Origin of the sequence: Brucepastera parasyntrophica, assembly GCF_022376835.1 — a bacterium.
Classification (GTDB): Bacteria; Spirochaetota; Spirochaetia; order Treponematales; family Treponemataceae; genus Brucepastera; species Brucepastera parasyntrophica.
Genome location: NZ_CP084606.1, coordinates 1,959,216 through 1,976,475, shown reverse-complemented (window position 1 = coordinate 1,976,475; position 17,260 = coordinate 1,959,216). Strand labels below are relative to the sequence as shown.

General features: G+C 47.1%; 5 protein-coding genes. All 5 read right to left on the bottom strand.

Annotation, left to right across the window (positions count from 1 at the left end):
• Nucleotides 1-196: 196 nt before the first annotated feature.
• A complete protein-coding gene (locus K7I13_RS09385; RefSeq protein ID WP_255949286.1) occupies nt 197-574 on the bottom strand; it encodes an SH3 domain-containing protein in 378 nt (125 codons plus the stop codon).
• A 464-nt stretch (nt 575-1,038) separates the two neighbouring features.
• On the bottom strand, nt 1,039-1,461 hold the full coding sequence (locus K7I13_RS09380) for a hypothetical protein (RefSeq protein WP_255945004.1): 423 nt from the start codon (nt 1,459-1,461) through the stop codon (nt 1,039-1,041).
• Nucleotides 1,458-5,927: a hypothetical protein gene (locus K7I13_RS09375; protein ID WP_255945003.1), complete on the bottom strand. Its 4,470-nt coding sequence runs from the start codon at nt 5,925-5,927 to the stop codon at nt 1,458-1,460. Before K7I13_RS09375 ends, K7I13_RS09380 begins: the two co-directional genes overlap by 4 nt.
• Nucleotides 5,920-11,712 (bottom strand): OmpL47-type beta-barrel domain-containing protein, encoded by a 5,793-nt coding sequence (locus K7I13_RS09370; protein WP_255945002.1) that lies wholly within the window; start codon nt 11,710-11,712, stop codon nt 5,920-5,922. Before K7I13_RS09370 ends, K7I13_RS09375 begins: the two co-directional genes overlap by 8 nt.
• Complete coding sequence (locus tag K7I13_RS09365) at nt 11,691-17,249, bottom strand: hypothetical protein (RefSeq protein WP_255945001.1); 5,559 nt, start codon at nt 17,247-17,249, stop codon at nt 11,691-11,693. The genes K7I13_RS09370 and K7I13_RS09365 overlap by 22 nt, the downstream gene beginning before the upstream one ends.
• Nucleotides 17,250-17,260 lie beyond the last annotated feature (11 nt).

Below are 17,260 nucleotides of genomic sequence, written 5' to 3'. Positions count from 1 at the left end.
AATGGGTATTTTTGGCCGTAATCAGGAGATTTTTTGCCCGGCACACAGGGAAACAAGAGATAGAGTGAAAATATAATGGAAATATGAATGTACATATGGTCAGGGTTGACGGAAGACAGATGAAACCGGTCCCGGATGATTTCCGGGACCAGCGAGGCAAATAACTGTGTTTCCGGGCAGCGCCCGGGACAGGATTCTACCAGTCGGGTACGTTCGGCCAGGGAGGCGGCGAACCGTCCGGCCCGTCATACAGGTTATGCACAAAGGCGCCGAAAAACCAGCCCTCGGTCCCGTCAAGCAGACGCACTTTGTACCAGACATCAGTGTCCCCGGCTATGGTTTCTTCCCGGGTCCCTTTTTCCAGTATGCGGAAGCCTGTTTTTACCGGATAGGTGCCGACTACGGCCGCGTTTGTCGACGGCTCCGCCCTGAGGCGCACCCGGTCATCGTTCAGCCGCCCGAAGTATTTCAGGTAGTTGCGCACGACCACGAGTTCGGCGGGTTTGTCGGTAATAAAAGGATGGGGAACATCATAGTACTTACCGCCATAACGTCCTTCAGAAGAAGTCCACATTTCATCCGGAGGGATCAGACAATACAGTTCACCCCAGGGTCCGATACCGGTATTATAAATCCGGGCTGGATGTGTACTAGTTGGGGAGCGTCCAAACAATGTTACTGCCAATTCCGTCTGTCCCCGCGCGTTTCTTATTCCAAGTTTTGTTTCTTTGCCATCTGATCCTGCAAACCAGATAGCGTGACCACTTGCAAGCCTTCCTGCGTATCTTTCCCCAGGCTGGCTATCACGTAGTACAACAACTGACCACAGCACCCCGTTCCGGTATATATGACCGTCTTCGCCTATACTGAAACCGCCCGGCTTGCCCGGGAGCCAGGCCCTTGTTTCTTCCAGCGTACGCACAAAAAACCCACCGTTCTCCAGAAACTCCATCGAAAATAGTTTTTTATCGCTCTGGGATTCCTTGAACGCGCCCCAGGGGGTTATATAGTTTTTCTGTTCACTTAAATATCCGATATCTATATTTCCAAAGTAACTGTCCCTGTATTCGATTCTGTCATCCAGTATACGGTAATAGGCACCCCCTTCTCCTCCTCCCGTATAGCCCTGCTGGGAAATACAGGATGTTTCAGGGTGACCCCTCCAGTAATCAGGCATACCGGGGGCAGCGGTTTTGAACTCCATTTTCCTTTCTCATAAATCAGCAAATGGTCCCAGGTCCAAGTCGGAATGAATATGAGACGCCTCTGATCATCAACCCTGATACCGCCAGGAGAATAAAATCCTTCACCACTTGCGAAATAGTAGACTTTATCATTTTCTTCTCCGAGTTCTATACTTGACAGATACTCCTTTTCTGCCGGGATTGTTTCCTGCGCAGACAGAGTAAATATCAGAGTAAATATCAGGATAAATACCAATCGATTATCTTTATTTTTCATTGAATTCTCCTTATAGCCCATGTTTCACAGTTTGGTTTTATTCCTTGAGGAACAGGAACTGTATAATTGGAATATATTCTCTTTCCCTGAAGAATTTTGTTTGCGTTATACTCACTGAGCGTCAAACATCTTATGGCGCTCTGTATGTTCTCAGCGAAATCTTCCTCTACAAGTATTACTCCCTGCATGAATTCTTCCGCACTCATCCCTTCATGGTATTCAGGGACTACCGCGACAACCGCGATGTGGGCATTGGGAACATCTGTCATATCATTTTGTTTTACAAATATATCCCCGGGTACAATATTCCGCAATAGTTTAATTGCCTTTTCTTCCGCCGTCGAATCCCTGTTCTCCTTTTTTGATATCATATACGTAGCGGAATCATAATCGGCTTTAGTATGCACGACCGGTGAGGACCCCTGGCTTCTCTCCTGTATAGGGTATACCCGTCCATTTACGCCCGGATCATATGCGTTTATCTGGATCCAGATATTATTTTCGCCGGCCATGCTGTTCATTTCCGTCCAACCGGGATTCAGATCCCGCCATTTATACCGGTTCCCGCCATAACTCGCTGCCCGCTGCGCAAGCCCTACACAGTCGCTCCCGGCCTCGATAACATATTCTTTATTAAGATATGACATTTGTGTTATCGTTGTATTTGGCGGGTGGAATTCTTCATCCCACTCATGATTAAAATGCTTTTTAAATTTATGCCCAGTTGGCCAGGGATACGTAGAAATTTTCAATCCAAGACCGGGAACAAAAGCCTGCGTTGCCGGAATGTATGTGTTCGCATTCCATCCTTCGGGTGGGGAAACTTCATAATGCCACCACATATCATTCGGAGCCTGCATCTCTCTTTTCCATGAGGCAAGGCTGAAATTTTTAATTAGTTCATGTTCATACCACGATTTTTTCTGCTCGGCAGCCCAAGTGGTGACGGCGGACGTATTAACAGCCTGAACATTTTCCGCATACTGTTCCAGGCTTGAAAAGGCTTTAGGATCCAGCACGTTTGCTTTCGGCCAACTACTTTTCGGTTTAACAAAGCGCAGTCCTTGATCATTAAACCAATCCTTCAATTGGGCTTTCTGGATCAGCATTTTCTTTATATAATCAAACGGGCTGTCCATACTTCCGGCTTCACCGTCTGAGTTTGGTTCATAACTATGCAAAGGATAACTATAGGCAACCGTATTATTCAGAATATTAGTGGCATTCGGATTGCTTATTGTTCCGCCAAGAGTGCGAATAGGCGTGACAGGAAAGTACTGAACAACCTGTTTCCCATCCCCGACAGGAAGATCTTTCAACCCTACAAATGATTCAGCGACTGTTCCCGTTCCATCCCATTTTCTATTCCATTCATTATATCCCCACCGATCGCCGTCCCAGGAAGAAGCATTGGACGCGGTCAGACGGCCCCAGACAGGATTTCCACCCTGGGCCTTCAGGTTTTCTCCCGGCGGCGCGTTCCATGGGTGCATATTGTTCCAGTCAGTATCTTCTTCATCTATGTATAAATTCGCCCTCCATACAAGCTTTTTGTCATAGACAGCAATATAATCATTCTCGCCGACAACAGCTTCCGCTTTGTCAGCCCCAACAGTCATAACACCGGCCTCTCCAGCCTTCCTCAGTCCGAATTTGAGCAGCAGGTCATCTCCGGGACGGGCAGCCTTGGCATTTTCCGGGCGGATACCCAGTATATAGCCGCTTTGGCCATTAACTATTCCGGTAATACATACCTTTTCATCTACCCATAGCCGGTTTGCCGGGAAATTGGTATTATTTTTATTTATACCTGTTTGGGTATATAAAACATTACCTTCTTTATAGATTACTTCATACATGGATTCATCTGTTTGTTTTTGCTTTAATTCACCCAGCGAAAGGATTTCATTGTTTTTTATCAAGGCTATTTCAAATTTACAGTCGCCATTTCTGAATATGTTTCCGTCAGTTTCGAGAACCTGATTAGCAACATAACCCCTGTCCCTGGCTCCGGTCAGGACCATTTCAAGGTTATCGGCCCCTGACGAAAAATAGTCAAGTGTTGCTCCGGCGGCGTTTTTCATTGAAGGTTCGACTTCTTCAAGCAGAAGGAATTCCCCGGTATTCGGCATCCAGCGCTGTATCTTTGTTTCTTCAAGCGAGGTCTGTTCCTTCATGGCTTTTATTGTGACGTTCATTTCAGCGGGTACGGGATCACACACGTCCCAGGCAACTGAAGGATAGCCGCCGGTATTTCCGGAAACGCTGTTCCGTATTACCAGGCGGCGGACATGGCAGTTTTCGGGGTCCGTAGTAAATCCGTTGAATGTGTTATCCGGATTTCCCCAGGTGCCCATTGTTACCTGGGTAAAACCTTCGCGCACGCTTAATACAATGACATTGTTCATAAAATCGCGCTGGTTCCCGCCGAAAGCGGGCTTCGCCGAGCTGAAACCGATTATTATGCCGATTTCATTCCTTGCGGATATTGGATTATACCGGACAACAAGGTCGCCGGGCTGTATGAGGCTCAAATCGGGAATGATAATTGAACATCTTTCAAGGTCTTCCAGTGTCAGCCGGAAGGCCGCCCAGTCGGAAGGATAACGGCCTTCGCTGAATTTCGGTTTTCCTCCGCTGTCAAGCATGCTGTTTAATGCGGCTTCATCCATTTTATAGTATTGATCGAGATTTACCGCTGGACGTTCCGCTTGAAGATTATATACCTTATCAAAAAAACCGGTCATGGCAATACTGCCGGTTAAAAAGCCCATAGTATCCACTCCGGCGGCCTGCATTGTTTCAAGCTGTTCCTTTAAATATGCGCCGGGAATAAAGGGTTTATCTCCCGCGTCTTTGCCGGTCACTTCATAGGAATTTGACAGTGAGGTCGTTTCATCAGTCGTTCTGACCCGGCTTTTCTTTTTTGCCTGGACCCGGTTCTGCTCATACATTTTATACGCGAAAGTCCGCGGACTGTCGGCTCCGCTTTCCGCATAGGGGAGCGGATATCCGGCTATTCCCGTCGAGTGGGGAATGGTAAACAGCGAATTATTGATGGACGACAGGTTTATTCCGCTGATGCCCTTCGACGGAGTCACAGCTTCCGGAAGAAACCGCAGCCCGTACAGCTGTCCGTTCCAGTAATTATTTACGTTATCGACAGTCTTCGCGTGCCAGGGGGTGTCCCAGAAAAGGGAACCCCTGAAGGGATAAAACATACGGAAATAGGACGTATTGTTCCGGCTTTTATAATTTGAAATTCCTTCCGGAGAGAGTTTTGCGATACCGTATTCGGCACCCCAGGTGTAGAACTTCATGGCGGCCGCGGCGAGCTCCATTCCTTCAGCGGCGGAAAGGGCCGAATACTGTTTCGGGTTATATGCGGCTTCATCATTTTCCGTCCGGACGTATCCGGCGAAAACGGGCCAGTTCTGTTTCATGAGGTATAGCAGATAGAGGTCAATATATATATTCCGGTTGTTTCCGTATAACGTTGTCTTGGCGTCCGGGGTTATACCGCTGCCAAAAACAGTTTTTCCGTTTACATGCATCTGATAGGAAGCCCTCAGGGAGCGTTCAAGGATTGTCGCGAGATTGTCAAAAACTTCCTTTTTTTTGTCAGACGATACTCCGCTGAACAGGCCCCATTTACCATTCATTTCCGGCAGGGTAATGTTGAGATCGCTCAAAACGGCGGTCAGGGCATTTGCGGCCCCTGCCCGGTCAATAAAGAAATCGTTAAGAAGAGCCCTTGCTTTTATATTGTAGGACTGTGAGGCCACCGAAGAATCTGAAAAAAGTCCGGCTTCTCCGTTGAAAAAACCGGCATTTCTTTTAAATACTATTCCGGCTCCCTGGGATATGCTGGTTTTATATAATACAATTACTATGTCATCGCTTAAGCCTTTGCCGTCGGTTTTTATACTTCCGGTAACAGGCAAAGAGGCCGGTATTTTTTCTCCCGGAGAAAGGGCCTGTTCTGCGGCAGGATACCGCCCCATCGACTGATTAAGCCATACATCCTGCATGCTCATTTCATAGGCCTTCAGCCGCGCAAAGTCATCTTCGCCTATCAGCTTTTTTACTTCGACAGGTTTTTCATTTGCCGAAGCGGGCCGCAGGAGTTCCTGTATATTATCCAGCGCTGTTTTTTCGCCTGAGGAGGCCTGTGTCCAGCCTGTGTTTTTCCATACCTGCCAGTTATTATCGGTACCTCTGCAGCCCATAATATAATGGGAGTATCCGGTGGGTTTCAGATAATACTGTCCGTCCTCAAATAACAATTGAAAGATTACTTCAGCTTCAATGCCGGTTTTTTTCGTATCTTTATACTTGCTTATATTATATAGATTAATAACATTGTTCTGGCGGCTGAGCGTTGCGGGAGTATCCGCTTTCCCCGCTGCTGATACAGTCGCCGGCAGCAATGCCGCCAGCAGGATAAACAAGACTTTTTTACTCATCACCCGCTCCTTTTTTAAGGTCGTCACGTATAGTCCTGATAAGGTCATCTAAAATCCGTCCAAGGATATTTTTCCGCGGCAGAATGGTTATTTCGCGCTCCTGCCGGCTGAATACACTCCCGTCGGGAAGCAGGTATTCCACTCTGACTCCGGCGCGGGACAGAAAGGTTACTTCAGGAAGAGTGTATGCCGGTTCAGTGACTGGTTCCCAGCCAGAGTCTGTACGCACAAACCAACGCTCCGTAAGAGGAAGTACCTGCGCACTCCGGTACGGATCAAGCCGCGCTTTAAATCGTACTGTTGTACCAGCTTCAAACCTGGAACCGGAAGCCTGACTGTCAGGCATTTTTTCATGTGCTGTTTCGACCTGACTGCCCGTGACGGAAACTTCTTCCCGCCACATATATATATGACTTTCCGCGGATTCAATTGGCTGCGTGATTACAAGCGGAAGGATCTGGCCTTCCGGGGTCCCGGGAATTTCCACTTCAGCTTCCGCATCAAAAAGCCGCATATATACCGTACTGCCGTTTTCATAATACACACGGTTGATATCGAAAGCAGTTTCAACTTCAGTCCAGCCGGACGGAGCGGGCTGGCCTGCGGGAAGGAAGAGGTAAACGACAGCATCCTGCAGCACACGCATTCGTCCTCCCTCACTTTCATTCTTATCACGGTCGCTTTCCTGCCATAGAATATATTCGCCGCCGGCCGCGTACGAGGGCAAAGCTGAAATACGGTTATCAGAATCATCACTGCCGGTAAAATCCCAGTCAAACAGCATGGACCCGACAGCCGCACTAACATTGACCTGCCGGTCTTTTTCGCCGGTTTCCGCAAAAGCTGAAAGCACATGGGCAGCCTTTGTGGAATCGTTCAGGAAAGTCAGCGGTCTGGTGATACTTGAGACCCGTACCTGTGTCACCTTCCAGTCGCTTATTCTGTTTGCCTTGTCTGCCGCACGGAACCGGATAGTGTGTACACCTTTTTCAGTAAACAGGAGCGGCTCGCTGTAGCGTCGGACTCCTCCATTTTCAATTTCATATTCTATATACGCAACACCGGAAGCTGTATCCGTTGCAATGAGTTTTACCTCGGCCATGTTGCGGTCCCACTTTATTCTGCTTTCAGGACGCGGGGGCTCGAGATCAAGCCGAAGGGTGATTTCCTGCATGCTTTCGGCATTGCCGGCGCGGTCCACAGCCTGCCATGTGAATGTATGTATACCGTCTTTCGAAAATACGACCGGTGACTGATATACACCCTTACTGGTATTAATATGGTCCAGACCGGAAGTCACATCCTGTCCTCCAAGAGAGACCTGTACCGCATTGAGATACCAGCCCGTCGCGGGAACTGCCTGAGAAAGACGGTAAGAACTTTCAGGTTTGTCCGTATCAATTTGTACATACACGCTGACAGTTTCTCCCCGCAGTCCTCTGCTGTCCGTTCCATATGCAGACAGCTGCTGCGGTCCGTTTTCGAGAAGATGCGTCTGTTCTGCCGATTCTTCGGTAAATTCTTTTCCATTTATCCGAGCCCAGGTTTCACGGACATATGTTTCGCGGTCCCGGCTTGTTATATGGATTTCCGGTATTACTGTATACCAGCCGTTTTTGCCGTTCGGAGCCGGCGGCCATAACTGTATTTCAGTTACCGGCGCTTCGGTATTAGCTTCGCCATTATATGCCGTTATAATACCCTGCGCGCTGACGGCAAAGATTTTTTCTCCGTATAAAGCTACGGTCTGCTGTGCCTCTGAAGCGCTCCATATTTCTTCTCCCGTATACCGGTTCAGGACTCTGAGGCCGGCATCACCAGCGATTACTGTTTTTTCATTGGCCACTGCAAGCGCACCTTTGACATCTTTTATCCATCGCCGTTCAAGGGTATCTCTTGCATATTCCCGGAGAATATTCTGGTCATGTATCAGTATGGCGTCATCTGCTAAGGCAAGAATGACATTTTCACTTGCCGTCATCGGAACACGATGGATTTCAGTAAGCTCGCTGTCGAGCAGTATCAGCGAGTCGCGTGTGCTTACGGCGAATCCGTCGGCGTCGCACACAGCCATGTATAGGACATCACCGGACTCCCATCTATTATCTCTGCCATAGACAGCCTGCAGAATATTTTTATTCCATTCATACGCCGCTCCACCGGTCCATAATACCTTGTCAGCATCGCGGTAGCAACTGTTGATTTTTTCGATCAGCATTCCCTGTTCAGCATTAAACACAAGCATTCCGTCAGCAGTTTCCGCAAGCAGGGTCCATCCGTCAGTTGTAAATGATTTTACATCTTCGCGTTCCCATGCCAGCGAACCGACCGATAATGTCCTTGCTTCCAGTATCCCTTCTTCGGTGAGGCAATACAAATATCCTCCGGCATATGCTGTTTTCCGGTATGTTTTATCGGTACTCCATTTCAGGTTACCGCTGTGTATATCAAGCACAGTCATCCCGGTATTACACTTTACAATTACATGCTGAGAGGCAACCAGTATTTCCTGCGCGTCATCGCGGATTTCTCTTCTCCATGCATTTTTATCATTTGAAGGAACATCCGTTTTGACACTTCTGTTCCGGCCCCCGTCTTTTGCATATTGGCCCCACATATCTTCCCTGACTATTATTGAATAATTTCTTGAATCATAACGTCCGGATGAATCCGTCGCGGCAACAGTAAACTGCCATTGGCCTGTTTCACTTGGCCGGCCGGTAATTATCCCGCTGCTGTTCAAGAACAGACCATTCGGCAATTCTCCCGATTCAAGCCGGTAATAAATTCCGCCTGTATTATTTTTTGCCTCGAGTACGGCCCTGTAACTAACATCGCGCATTGCGTCAGGCAAAGAGGGCGTCTGTATAGCAAAGGCATCGGCAACATATACGGAAAATTCTGCGGCGGCCTTATATCCCCGGCTTTGGCCGGAAACCCGTACGGTCCAACTGCCATTTCCCGCATTGCTGTCGGCCCGGAGCGCAACACGAACTATCGCGTTCGGTTTTACCCGATTGTCTACCAGCCACGTCTCTACCGGCGCGCCGGCATCCTTTTCAACTTCAAGGACTACTTCATCTGCGTATCCATTCAGCGCTATTTCAACATAGGCTGTTTCCCCACGAAGCAATTCGACCCGGGGAGAATTTACCCGTAAAGTAAAGCCCCTGTTAAGGACAGTGACCCGTACTTCATTTGAACGGCCGGACTCTGTTTCCAGCGCCGCATATCCGCTGGAAGCATCATCGGGCATATAGAAACTGACGAGGCCTGGTTCCCATTTATCGTATTCAATAGACGACCCGTTATAAACCAGACGCCCGGCGGCCCCAAACCCATATCCATGCAACGTCACCAGATTTCCGGTGTAAACGGTTGACGGGTACGCACTGCTGATTGTCGGGCCAGGCACAGCTTCTGTAACATTTGTAACCAGTTCAAAAGTTTTACCCTCGCCGCCGCTGATTACAGTTGTATAAGTACCCGTACTTGCACTGTCAGAGACCTGTATACTGATAACACCGGTATTTCCCGCGGCAATTGCAGGAAGTGTTACGCTGAATCCCTGCGGCACATCTATTGCCGTGAACAAGGCGTTTCCATCATATCCATCGACACTTTCTATGAGAATTGCATACTCCGCGGTCCCGGCGGGCTTTGTCTCCGCTGTGCGGGTCAACAAAGCGGCCTTCCAGTCAGGAAGTTTTACGTTTACGGAGGCTTCCGCCTTCATACCGGCAGGATTAATTACAGTTAGTGAAGTATCTCCCTTCCGGTTTTGCGGATTAATTTTTGCTGTAATAAAACTGGTCTCAGTGTATGTTTTGTCCGTGTCCTCATCGCTCATTACTAATTCCGATTCCCCAAGGAAAACCCTCGTTCCGGCAACGAAACCTCGTCCATAAATTTCCAGCAGCTGCGATTCCCGGCCATCTATTTCGTCAGGATAGATTTCATAAATTTCCGGTGCAGGATATACAATTGTGACTTCAACTTTAAACTCATCATTCAATAACCGGTTCCCTTCATTAATTACTTCACACAGGAAAGTGTGAACTTCAGGAACAGCGTTACGGGAAGCGCTGACAGTACATTCAAGATTATTGATAGAAGGAAGAACCTGCTGCGCCCCGTCAAAGGCCAGCGCTATTGTTTCTGAACCGCTGCTATCTTTCATCTGCCGGGCAAATATATAACCTTCGGAAGCATTGCTTTTCTGATATGAATTGACAACTACCGGGATTTCAACTATCCGCTGTTCTCCTGCCGGAACTTCCACCCGGATAATTTTTTCAGTTACCCGCGGACTATTCACATCGGAATTTTCGCCGCCAATTACAAATCCGACAGCGTTTGACCGGGGGCTTTCCCTGTTTCCCGCATCGGCCGCAATAAGAGAGAACTCGATCTGCTCACCCTTAGTAAACCCGGACAGTTCCAGTTGTGTTAGATAACCAATAAAAATTTTGTTTTCATTTTGTTCCGGACCATTTTTCTGGACAAGATAGTAACCTGCTGTTTGCATACCATTCGGATCATCCCAGGTAATACGCACCCGACCGTCTTCTATTTCGCCGGCACGGATTGTCGGAGACTTAAGCGAGACAGCGGTGCGGTCAACATAAACACTACCAGGGGCATACACAGTCGGAGATACGTCTACGTCTGCGGATTCTATTTGTACATATATCTGATACGCGCCGTCAGGAATGTCAAGTGTCGGTACTTCCCCACGGTAAGAACCATCCTGTTGTATATCAACGGTACCAAGGGGCCAGCCAATAGACTCATTTTCACCTACCGCATAAACCGCGATAGAACCTTCACTGCGATTAACAGTTCCAGAAACGGATATTGTTTCAGTTACACGCCGGCCTTCATAGGAAGGGTCCAGCACGGTTATCACTGGGCTGGAAAAACTGCCCATAACTTCTATAAAATATGAATCTGATGGCACGTTATCTACCGTAACACCCCATTCCCCTGCTTCAGGTTCCGCAATAATAAAAACAACACAGTTTTCATAATACTCGGAGGATGTTCCTTCATCACCAAGTCGATACTCTCTGCCGGATGGAGCCGCAGCCAATATTTCAGGATCACCTTCCGTATAGCCGACAATGAAAATCAGTTTTTCAACTCCGCTGTCTGAAGACAGAGTATTGCTTTGCTCTGCAACTGTAAATGTATACATATCTTCACGGTAAGAACTCCTGTCTCTTACATCAACTGAGCGTATTGATGTATTAGCAGCGTTATATTGCATAGTGCTATTTGATATACTCCATGTCTGAGCGCCGTCCGGAATCAGCAGGGTATAACTGCTGACATTCCCTATATCAAATTTACTTGGTGATACAAAAACCCCCTTCCAGCCTAAAAGCGGCAAATCCACTTCACCCTTAAAGCCGCGCCTGTTTCCGCTAAAATCACCGGCCTCGGCTCTTATCCGCCCCAGCCACAGAGTACTCGGGGGAATTTGTACGCGCCCTACTTCATAACCAAAAAAATATACACCTCTATCAACAATAGCTCCTTTTGCCAACCTGAACTTTACCTCGCCGGCTCCTGAAAAACGGACCTTTTTATCCTTTTCAAAAATGAAAAAATCAACATGCCCTTCGGCAATCTTAATATTCACATACATCCCTGTTGCAAATACACCTGGTTTCAATACTGCGTAAGCTTCCGCTTTTATATCAAGAACGCCGGTGAGTACCGTAGCGCTGCCGTGCGTTGCGAAAGTTACATTGGCTATATCTATCCACACCGTCCCGTCCATCTGGAAAACATTTTTTCAGCGGCCCCTATTCCCAAGAGCAATGACAAACGGGTACCGTCTCCAAAATAACCCCTTATGGAATTCGGGATTTTGGAACTTGGAGGTCCGTATTCGAGGCCGCCCCCTATTTTGTTCCAGTACAAGCCGGTCGCTCCAAGCGGAATGCCCGGACCGTCGGCCGTAAAACTGAAATAGGCCCTTTCCAGCCCCAGAGGGTAGGTAGACGATCTGCTTCTGAATATAAGTTCTGCTTCCAGTTCTCCGAGACCCCGCAGCAGGACCGCGCCGCCGCCGCCAATTCTGTACTGATTGCCTTCTAACTCGAATTCAACAAATACATTGGAAAACCGGAGCGCCTGCAGATCAAAGTCAGGAAGTCTGACGCCTCCGCCCGTTATTTCCAAACCATTTTTAGCCGAAATCTTCACGCCGGAAAGTGAGATTTCCGCATTTTGCATAAAATCAGGGGTAATAAGCGTTACTTTCTCAAAAGTTATCTGTTGCTTTGTAAATTCAAGGGAAGGTTTTACCATTTCAAGAGTAAACCCGCAAACAGACGGACTGAGGCGGGAAACTTCCACGTCCCCCATAAAATCACCATTGGAAGGATTAAACTTTGCGTTCTTTATGGCAATGCTTTCTCCTCCCATACTGCCGAAGTTGGAAGGAAGCGTCACCCGGCATTCAGCGAGGGTTACATAATATTGGCCGCTGTCATCCTTAAGAAAGTACAATTTGTTTATGCTTGCGCCAAAGCCCGCAAGCGTTATAGACATCTGGCCGAGTCCGCCTTCTATATTCCGTATCGTGCCGCTCCAGGCCATTTCAAAATTTTTCAAATCAAATTGCAGCCCGGCAAGTCCGGTCGGATATGAAGAAGGAAGACGGGCATTTGCGGACAGTGACAGACCCCATTCGCTGACAGCCAGACGTTCGACAGTGACTCCGACGCCCCCAAGAATATCAAATTCTATATTTCCCGCAGCTACTGTAAAAGCCCGGAGACCGGTACTGGTGGATAATTCAAATTTTTCTATTCCGAGTGTTATATTTTTAAGATTGCTGGGGAGGCCTTCAGCAATTAATTTTATATTCCCGCCGATATCCACAAGCAGTTCACTGTTTGTCAGTTTGCTGAACGATATGTGACCATCCTGTAATCCGACAGTATTGAAAACTGTTAAGTTTATATTCTCCGCGCCAATATCAAGAGCCTGGATATCGGCCCTTGTGTTTATTTTGAATTCGCGTATGTTAACAATAGTTCCCCGCAAACCCTGCGGAAAATTTTCAGGCAGTGTAAGCATTCCGGCAAGGGAAAGCATAAGAGGATCCTGTTCCTTTTTCTCTATCGCAAGAGTAACGCCCTGCATTCCGAGCTGCCCGAAAAGTTTTCCATCCGGAAGGGTACATTCAGCAAAGGCCTCTTTCAATCCACTTTTACTGTCAAAGGCCATTCTGATTACCGTTTCCGTGCCCGCGACACCTTCAGGGAATTTTCCGGAAGGCAGAATTATCGTTCCCCCGAGATCGAAAGAGAGCTGCTGGGTTTCCTCAAGGGCTATGGAGATGTTTACATCTTTCATTTGTATAGCATCAAATGCGTCGTATACCTGTCCAGGAGCGGTCACGTATCCTGCGCCAAACTGCTTTACCGTTCCATCAAATTCAATTACAAAAGTATTTATGCGCGCTTCCTGGCCTACAAGAAAATCCGGGAAATTTGACGGGAATATTATTCCTCCGGAAACCTGTACATAGCCGTTTTGGTTTTCCGCATTCCATTCGAGTCCTGCATAGACATCATTAAATTCAACATTAAACAGAATAGGATCAAAATCGATAATCGCAGGATCATTGCTCCAGTCTCCGTTATGTTCAACAGCAAGACCGGCTTTCAGTTCGGTTATGGCCGGTGTTTTTGCGTCTATGGTAAAGACATCCACCTTCATGGCTTTCTGCCGGAGCTCACCGGGCGCTTCATCGGTGAAGACTATCGAACCGCTGACAGAAACAAACAGGTTAGTGTCTCCTTCCTTTTTGAGTGAAACAAGGCCCTGTTCAAGCCGGAGCAATTTTATATCAGGATGTATGCTGCCACTGAGCCCTCCAAGGCTGACGGATATATCTCCGATTGTCCCGTTTCGCTTGATTTCAAATGTTTCAATAATTGCTGTTTTCCCCGCGATAAATTCGGGCATTTCAGCTCCATTGAACATTACGCTTCCGCCAAAACCTACGGTCAGATCATTTGTAATAGTCATTTCATTCAGATAAAAAGCTATACCGCAGAATTCCGTCTGAAGTTCGGTTTTAATCCGTATTTTCTCATAATCAAAAGAACCCGCGATCGGGTTAAAAGCAATATCAGTTACAGTCGCGGAGGTTACCATAAATCCCTGCGGAAACCGGAGATCGGCTTCACTGATTATAATCCACGGAATATGATCCTCATATTTGACTTTCAGATTTTCAAAACTCAGAGCCCAGCTGTCCATAAACGGAATAGTATACCGTCCAAGCAGTTCAATTTCAAAAGCTTCTACTTCGGCTCCGTCAATCCTGATGCGGAAATCCTTGATATCAACCTTGCGGCCGGCAAGCAACCCGGGCATAGTTTTCGGCAAGCCGACCTGTCCGGCAAAATGTATCAACCCATTTTCTATCGAAAAATCCTGGAGCCAGAATGTCATTCCCCATAATTCAAACGGACTGATATTGAAATTTTTAATACTTACTTTATCAGCATTTATCTCAAGTCCGTTGAGTACTATTGTTGTACTGCCGATTGATTCAGGCAGGGTTATAACGGCCTGCCGTATATCAATTCCGTTTGAGGTAAAGGCAATTCCTTCAAAATCAAAACGAATGCCGCTAATATAAAAACCGTATGATCCTATCGGCTGTTTGATCCAGAGAGATCCATCCGGATACAGATAAACCGGATTGAAAAACAGCGTACTTCCTCCCAGCATTTCGGGCAAAGCAACAAAGATGGAAACCTGCAGGCCGTTATTTCCGAACCGGCTCTCCACCATGGTTACTTCTTTTCCAAAGCCGGGCAGGATTTCTTCATGGCTTTTTCGCGCTTCTTTTGTAATATCACCCCTGGTAGTAAAAGTAAGAGGACCAAGGCTTATTTTTCCGCTTCTAAAGCCGGTTTCATTTTCCGCTATATCTATATCAATTTGCCCGAAGCTGATTTCTTTGCCGTCTATTTCCCAACCGGCATACTGATAGGTAACATTCGAATCCGCCTTTTCCGCAGTTATTATATAACGGTCCTGAAGCATAATTTCATCCGCGTCAAATTGAACCTTTGAACCGTTGCCCCACCATTGGGCAGCAACAGAACCGCTTAATTGAATAGCTTCCGTTCCGATATACGCGCTGACAGCCTCAACCACATACCGGTTCAGCGAAGTAAATTTTACATTCCGGGTTGCTTTTTCTCCGATAACAATTTCGCCTGTTGAATCAATAGCTGTTTTTCCGAACGGTATATAGTCGCTCCCGATCCATTCCAAATCCAATCTGGGCTGAGCGCTTGTCAGAATATAAGATCCGTCGTCGAGTAATTCCATCTGGGCATTGACAAATTGGATTGGGAGATAATGAATATATACGGTATTATATTCATTATCGGCCAGGCCGCTGGCCACTTTTCCGTCACTGCTGACGCGGCTTTCAGGAAAGCAAATTTCTTCTCCCCCATTGTTGTCAGGAAGAAGCAGATATCCGCAGCCTCCGAGTCCGCTTTCATCAAGAAGAATTGTTTCGTAAAAAATGGTCCATCCGTCGAATTCATAACTGACACTTTCGTCTTTGCCGGCGCTTTCTATTATTCTATCCCAATTGAATTCCAATCCGTCCAGTGTAAGTGTACCGGCGCCGAACCCGGCAGGAGCTTCTATTAAAAGATGCGGAACTTTCACCGTTTTTCCGTCAAAAATAAGACCTGCGGCTTTTCCCTGATAACTTCCTATTTCCACATCTCTGTTATTTTCATCACTGCCGGCGCAGGTTTCATTTGCAAGTATTACTACATCAGCAATTTCCCATGCCGTATTCTCACTGGAAATATGCACGGGAAGAGGTATTACATACGTCCCTGTTACCGCATTTTTACCTATTCTGCCGTTTTTTATTCCGACAGTAGTTCCGTATCCGGAAGTATTTGTGCCGAACTCCTGTATTGTTCCCGCATGGTACACTGTATCTGCCGCGGTAGTTTCCAATCCGAGATTTTCAAAAACCTGTTCCGCCCTATAGATGCGTATATTTCCGCGGCGTATGAACAGACCTGCTCCGGTAAGATATGTTTCCTCGGCAGTAACAAGAAAGCCGTGTACAGTTGTGCTGAAATTCTTTACCGCCGCGCCTTCGGTCCAATCGGCGCCCTCGTCTGTGATAACAAGATCATATATATCATAGGTCCCGTAAATATCTGTTATTGCCGAACCGCTGCCGAGGAGCCGCCCATTCCGGTCAATATATATTTCCGTGAGATGAAGAATACTGCCGTCAGGACTTGTAATACTGATCGTTACTTCTCCATCGAAGGCAGAACCGGTTAAAACCTCACCAGTCAGTCCGTTTATCGAAAAATCCTGCAGTGTTAATACTGATGGTTCATATCCGGAAGGCAGATGGATTTCAGCTTCATAAATATCAATTATATTTCCGCGGAGACCACTATGCTTTACATCATATTGAACATTCTGCATCCTGAGAATAAGTTCTTCAGCACTCTCTCCCCGGATACCCGTGCTGTTATTATAGGCGTATACGTCTCTGATTGATATCTGTTCACTTCCATCGCTCAGGCGTGTTAAATCAATTCCATTATTAAACTCGTTTGCCCGGAAACTGATACCGCCGCCGAATTTTTCCCGGCCGCCAGTTAACTGTATTGTTTCAACATTGTCAATGCTGAAGCCCCGTTCTGTTATTCCGGATTCTGTATATGTATCTACACTGCCGGCGGTGCCAATACTTACCGCACTGCCTGACAAACGCAGAACAGGAGGAAAGCCGAGAGATACTGTCTGTAACTGTATTTCTCTCTCTTCGGTATTCTGTCCTGTACGGACTGGCCGCCGGTAGATGCTTCCGGCGAGAGCAAGTCCCTGGGTTCTTTCAAAAGTAAGCGTATCGCCCCGGAGCAGGAATCCGTCAAGATCGACCTCATATACAGCAATATCGCTGCTGCCATAGGAGAGTTCCTTTTCTGCGTTCATCGCGGAGGAAATAAATCCGACGGTTTCCAGACGCTGCCGCTGTTCGTTCCCATCAACGGTTTCTATTTTGTAAATATCAATAGTATCGGGGAAATGAAGAATAATATTTTCAAGACTTTCATCGCCGGTCGACACGGAAATGCGCCGGTCCCCTGTTACAGTATATCCATTTATCGAATCATGATATGAAACAACATAATCCACCGGTATTACCGCATTGTCCCCGGTAGTGAAAAAAGTTTTTATCTCCGCTTTATTTCCGGCGGCATCATATCCTTTTACAATAACCGTATACAATACATCGGCTT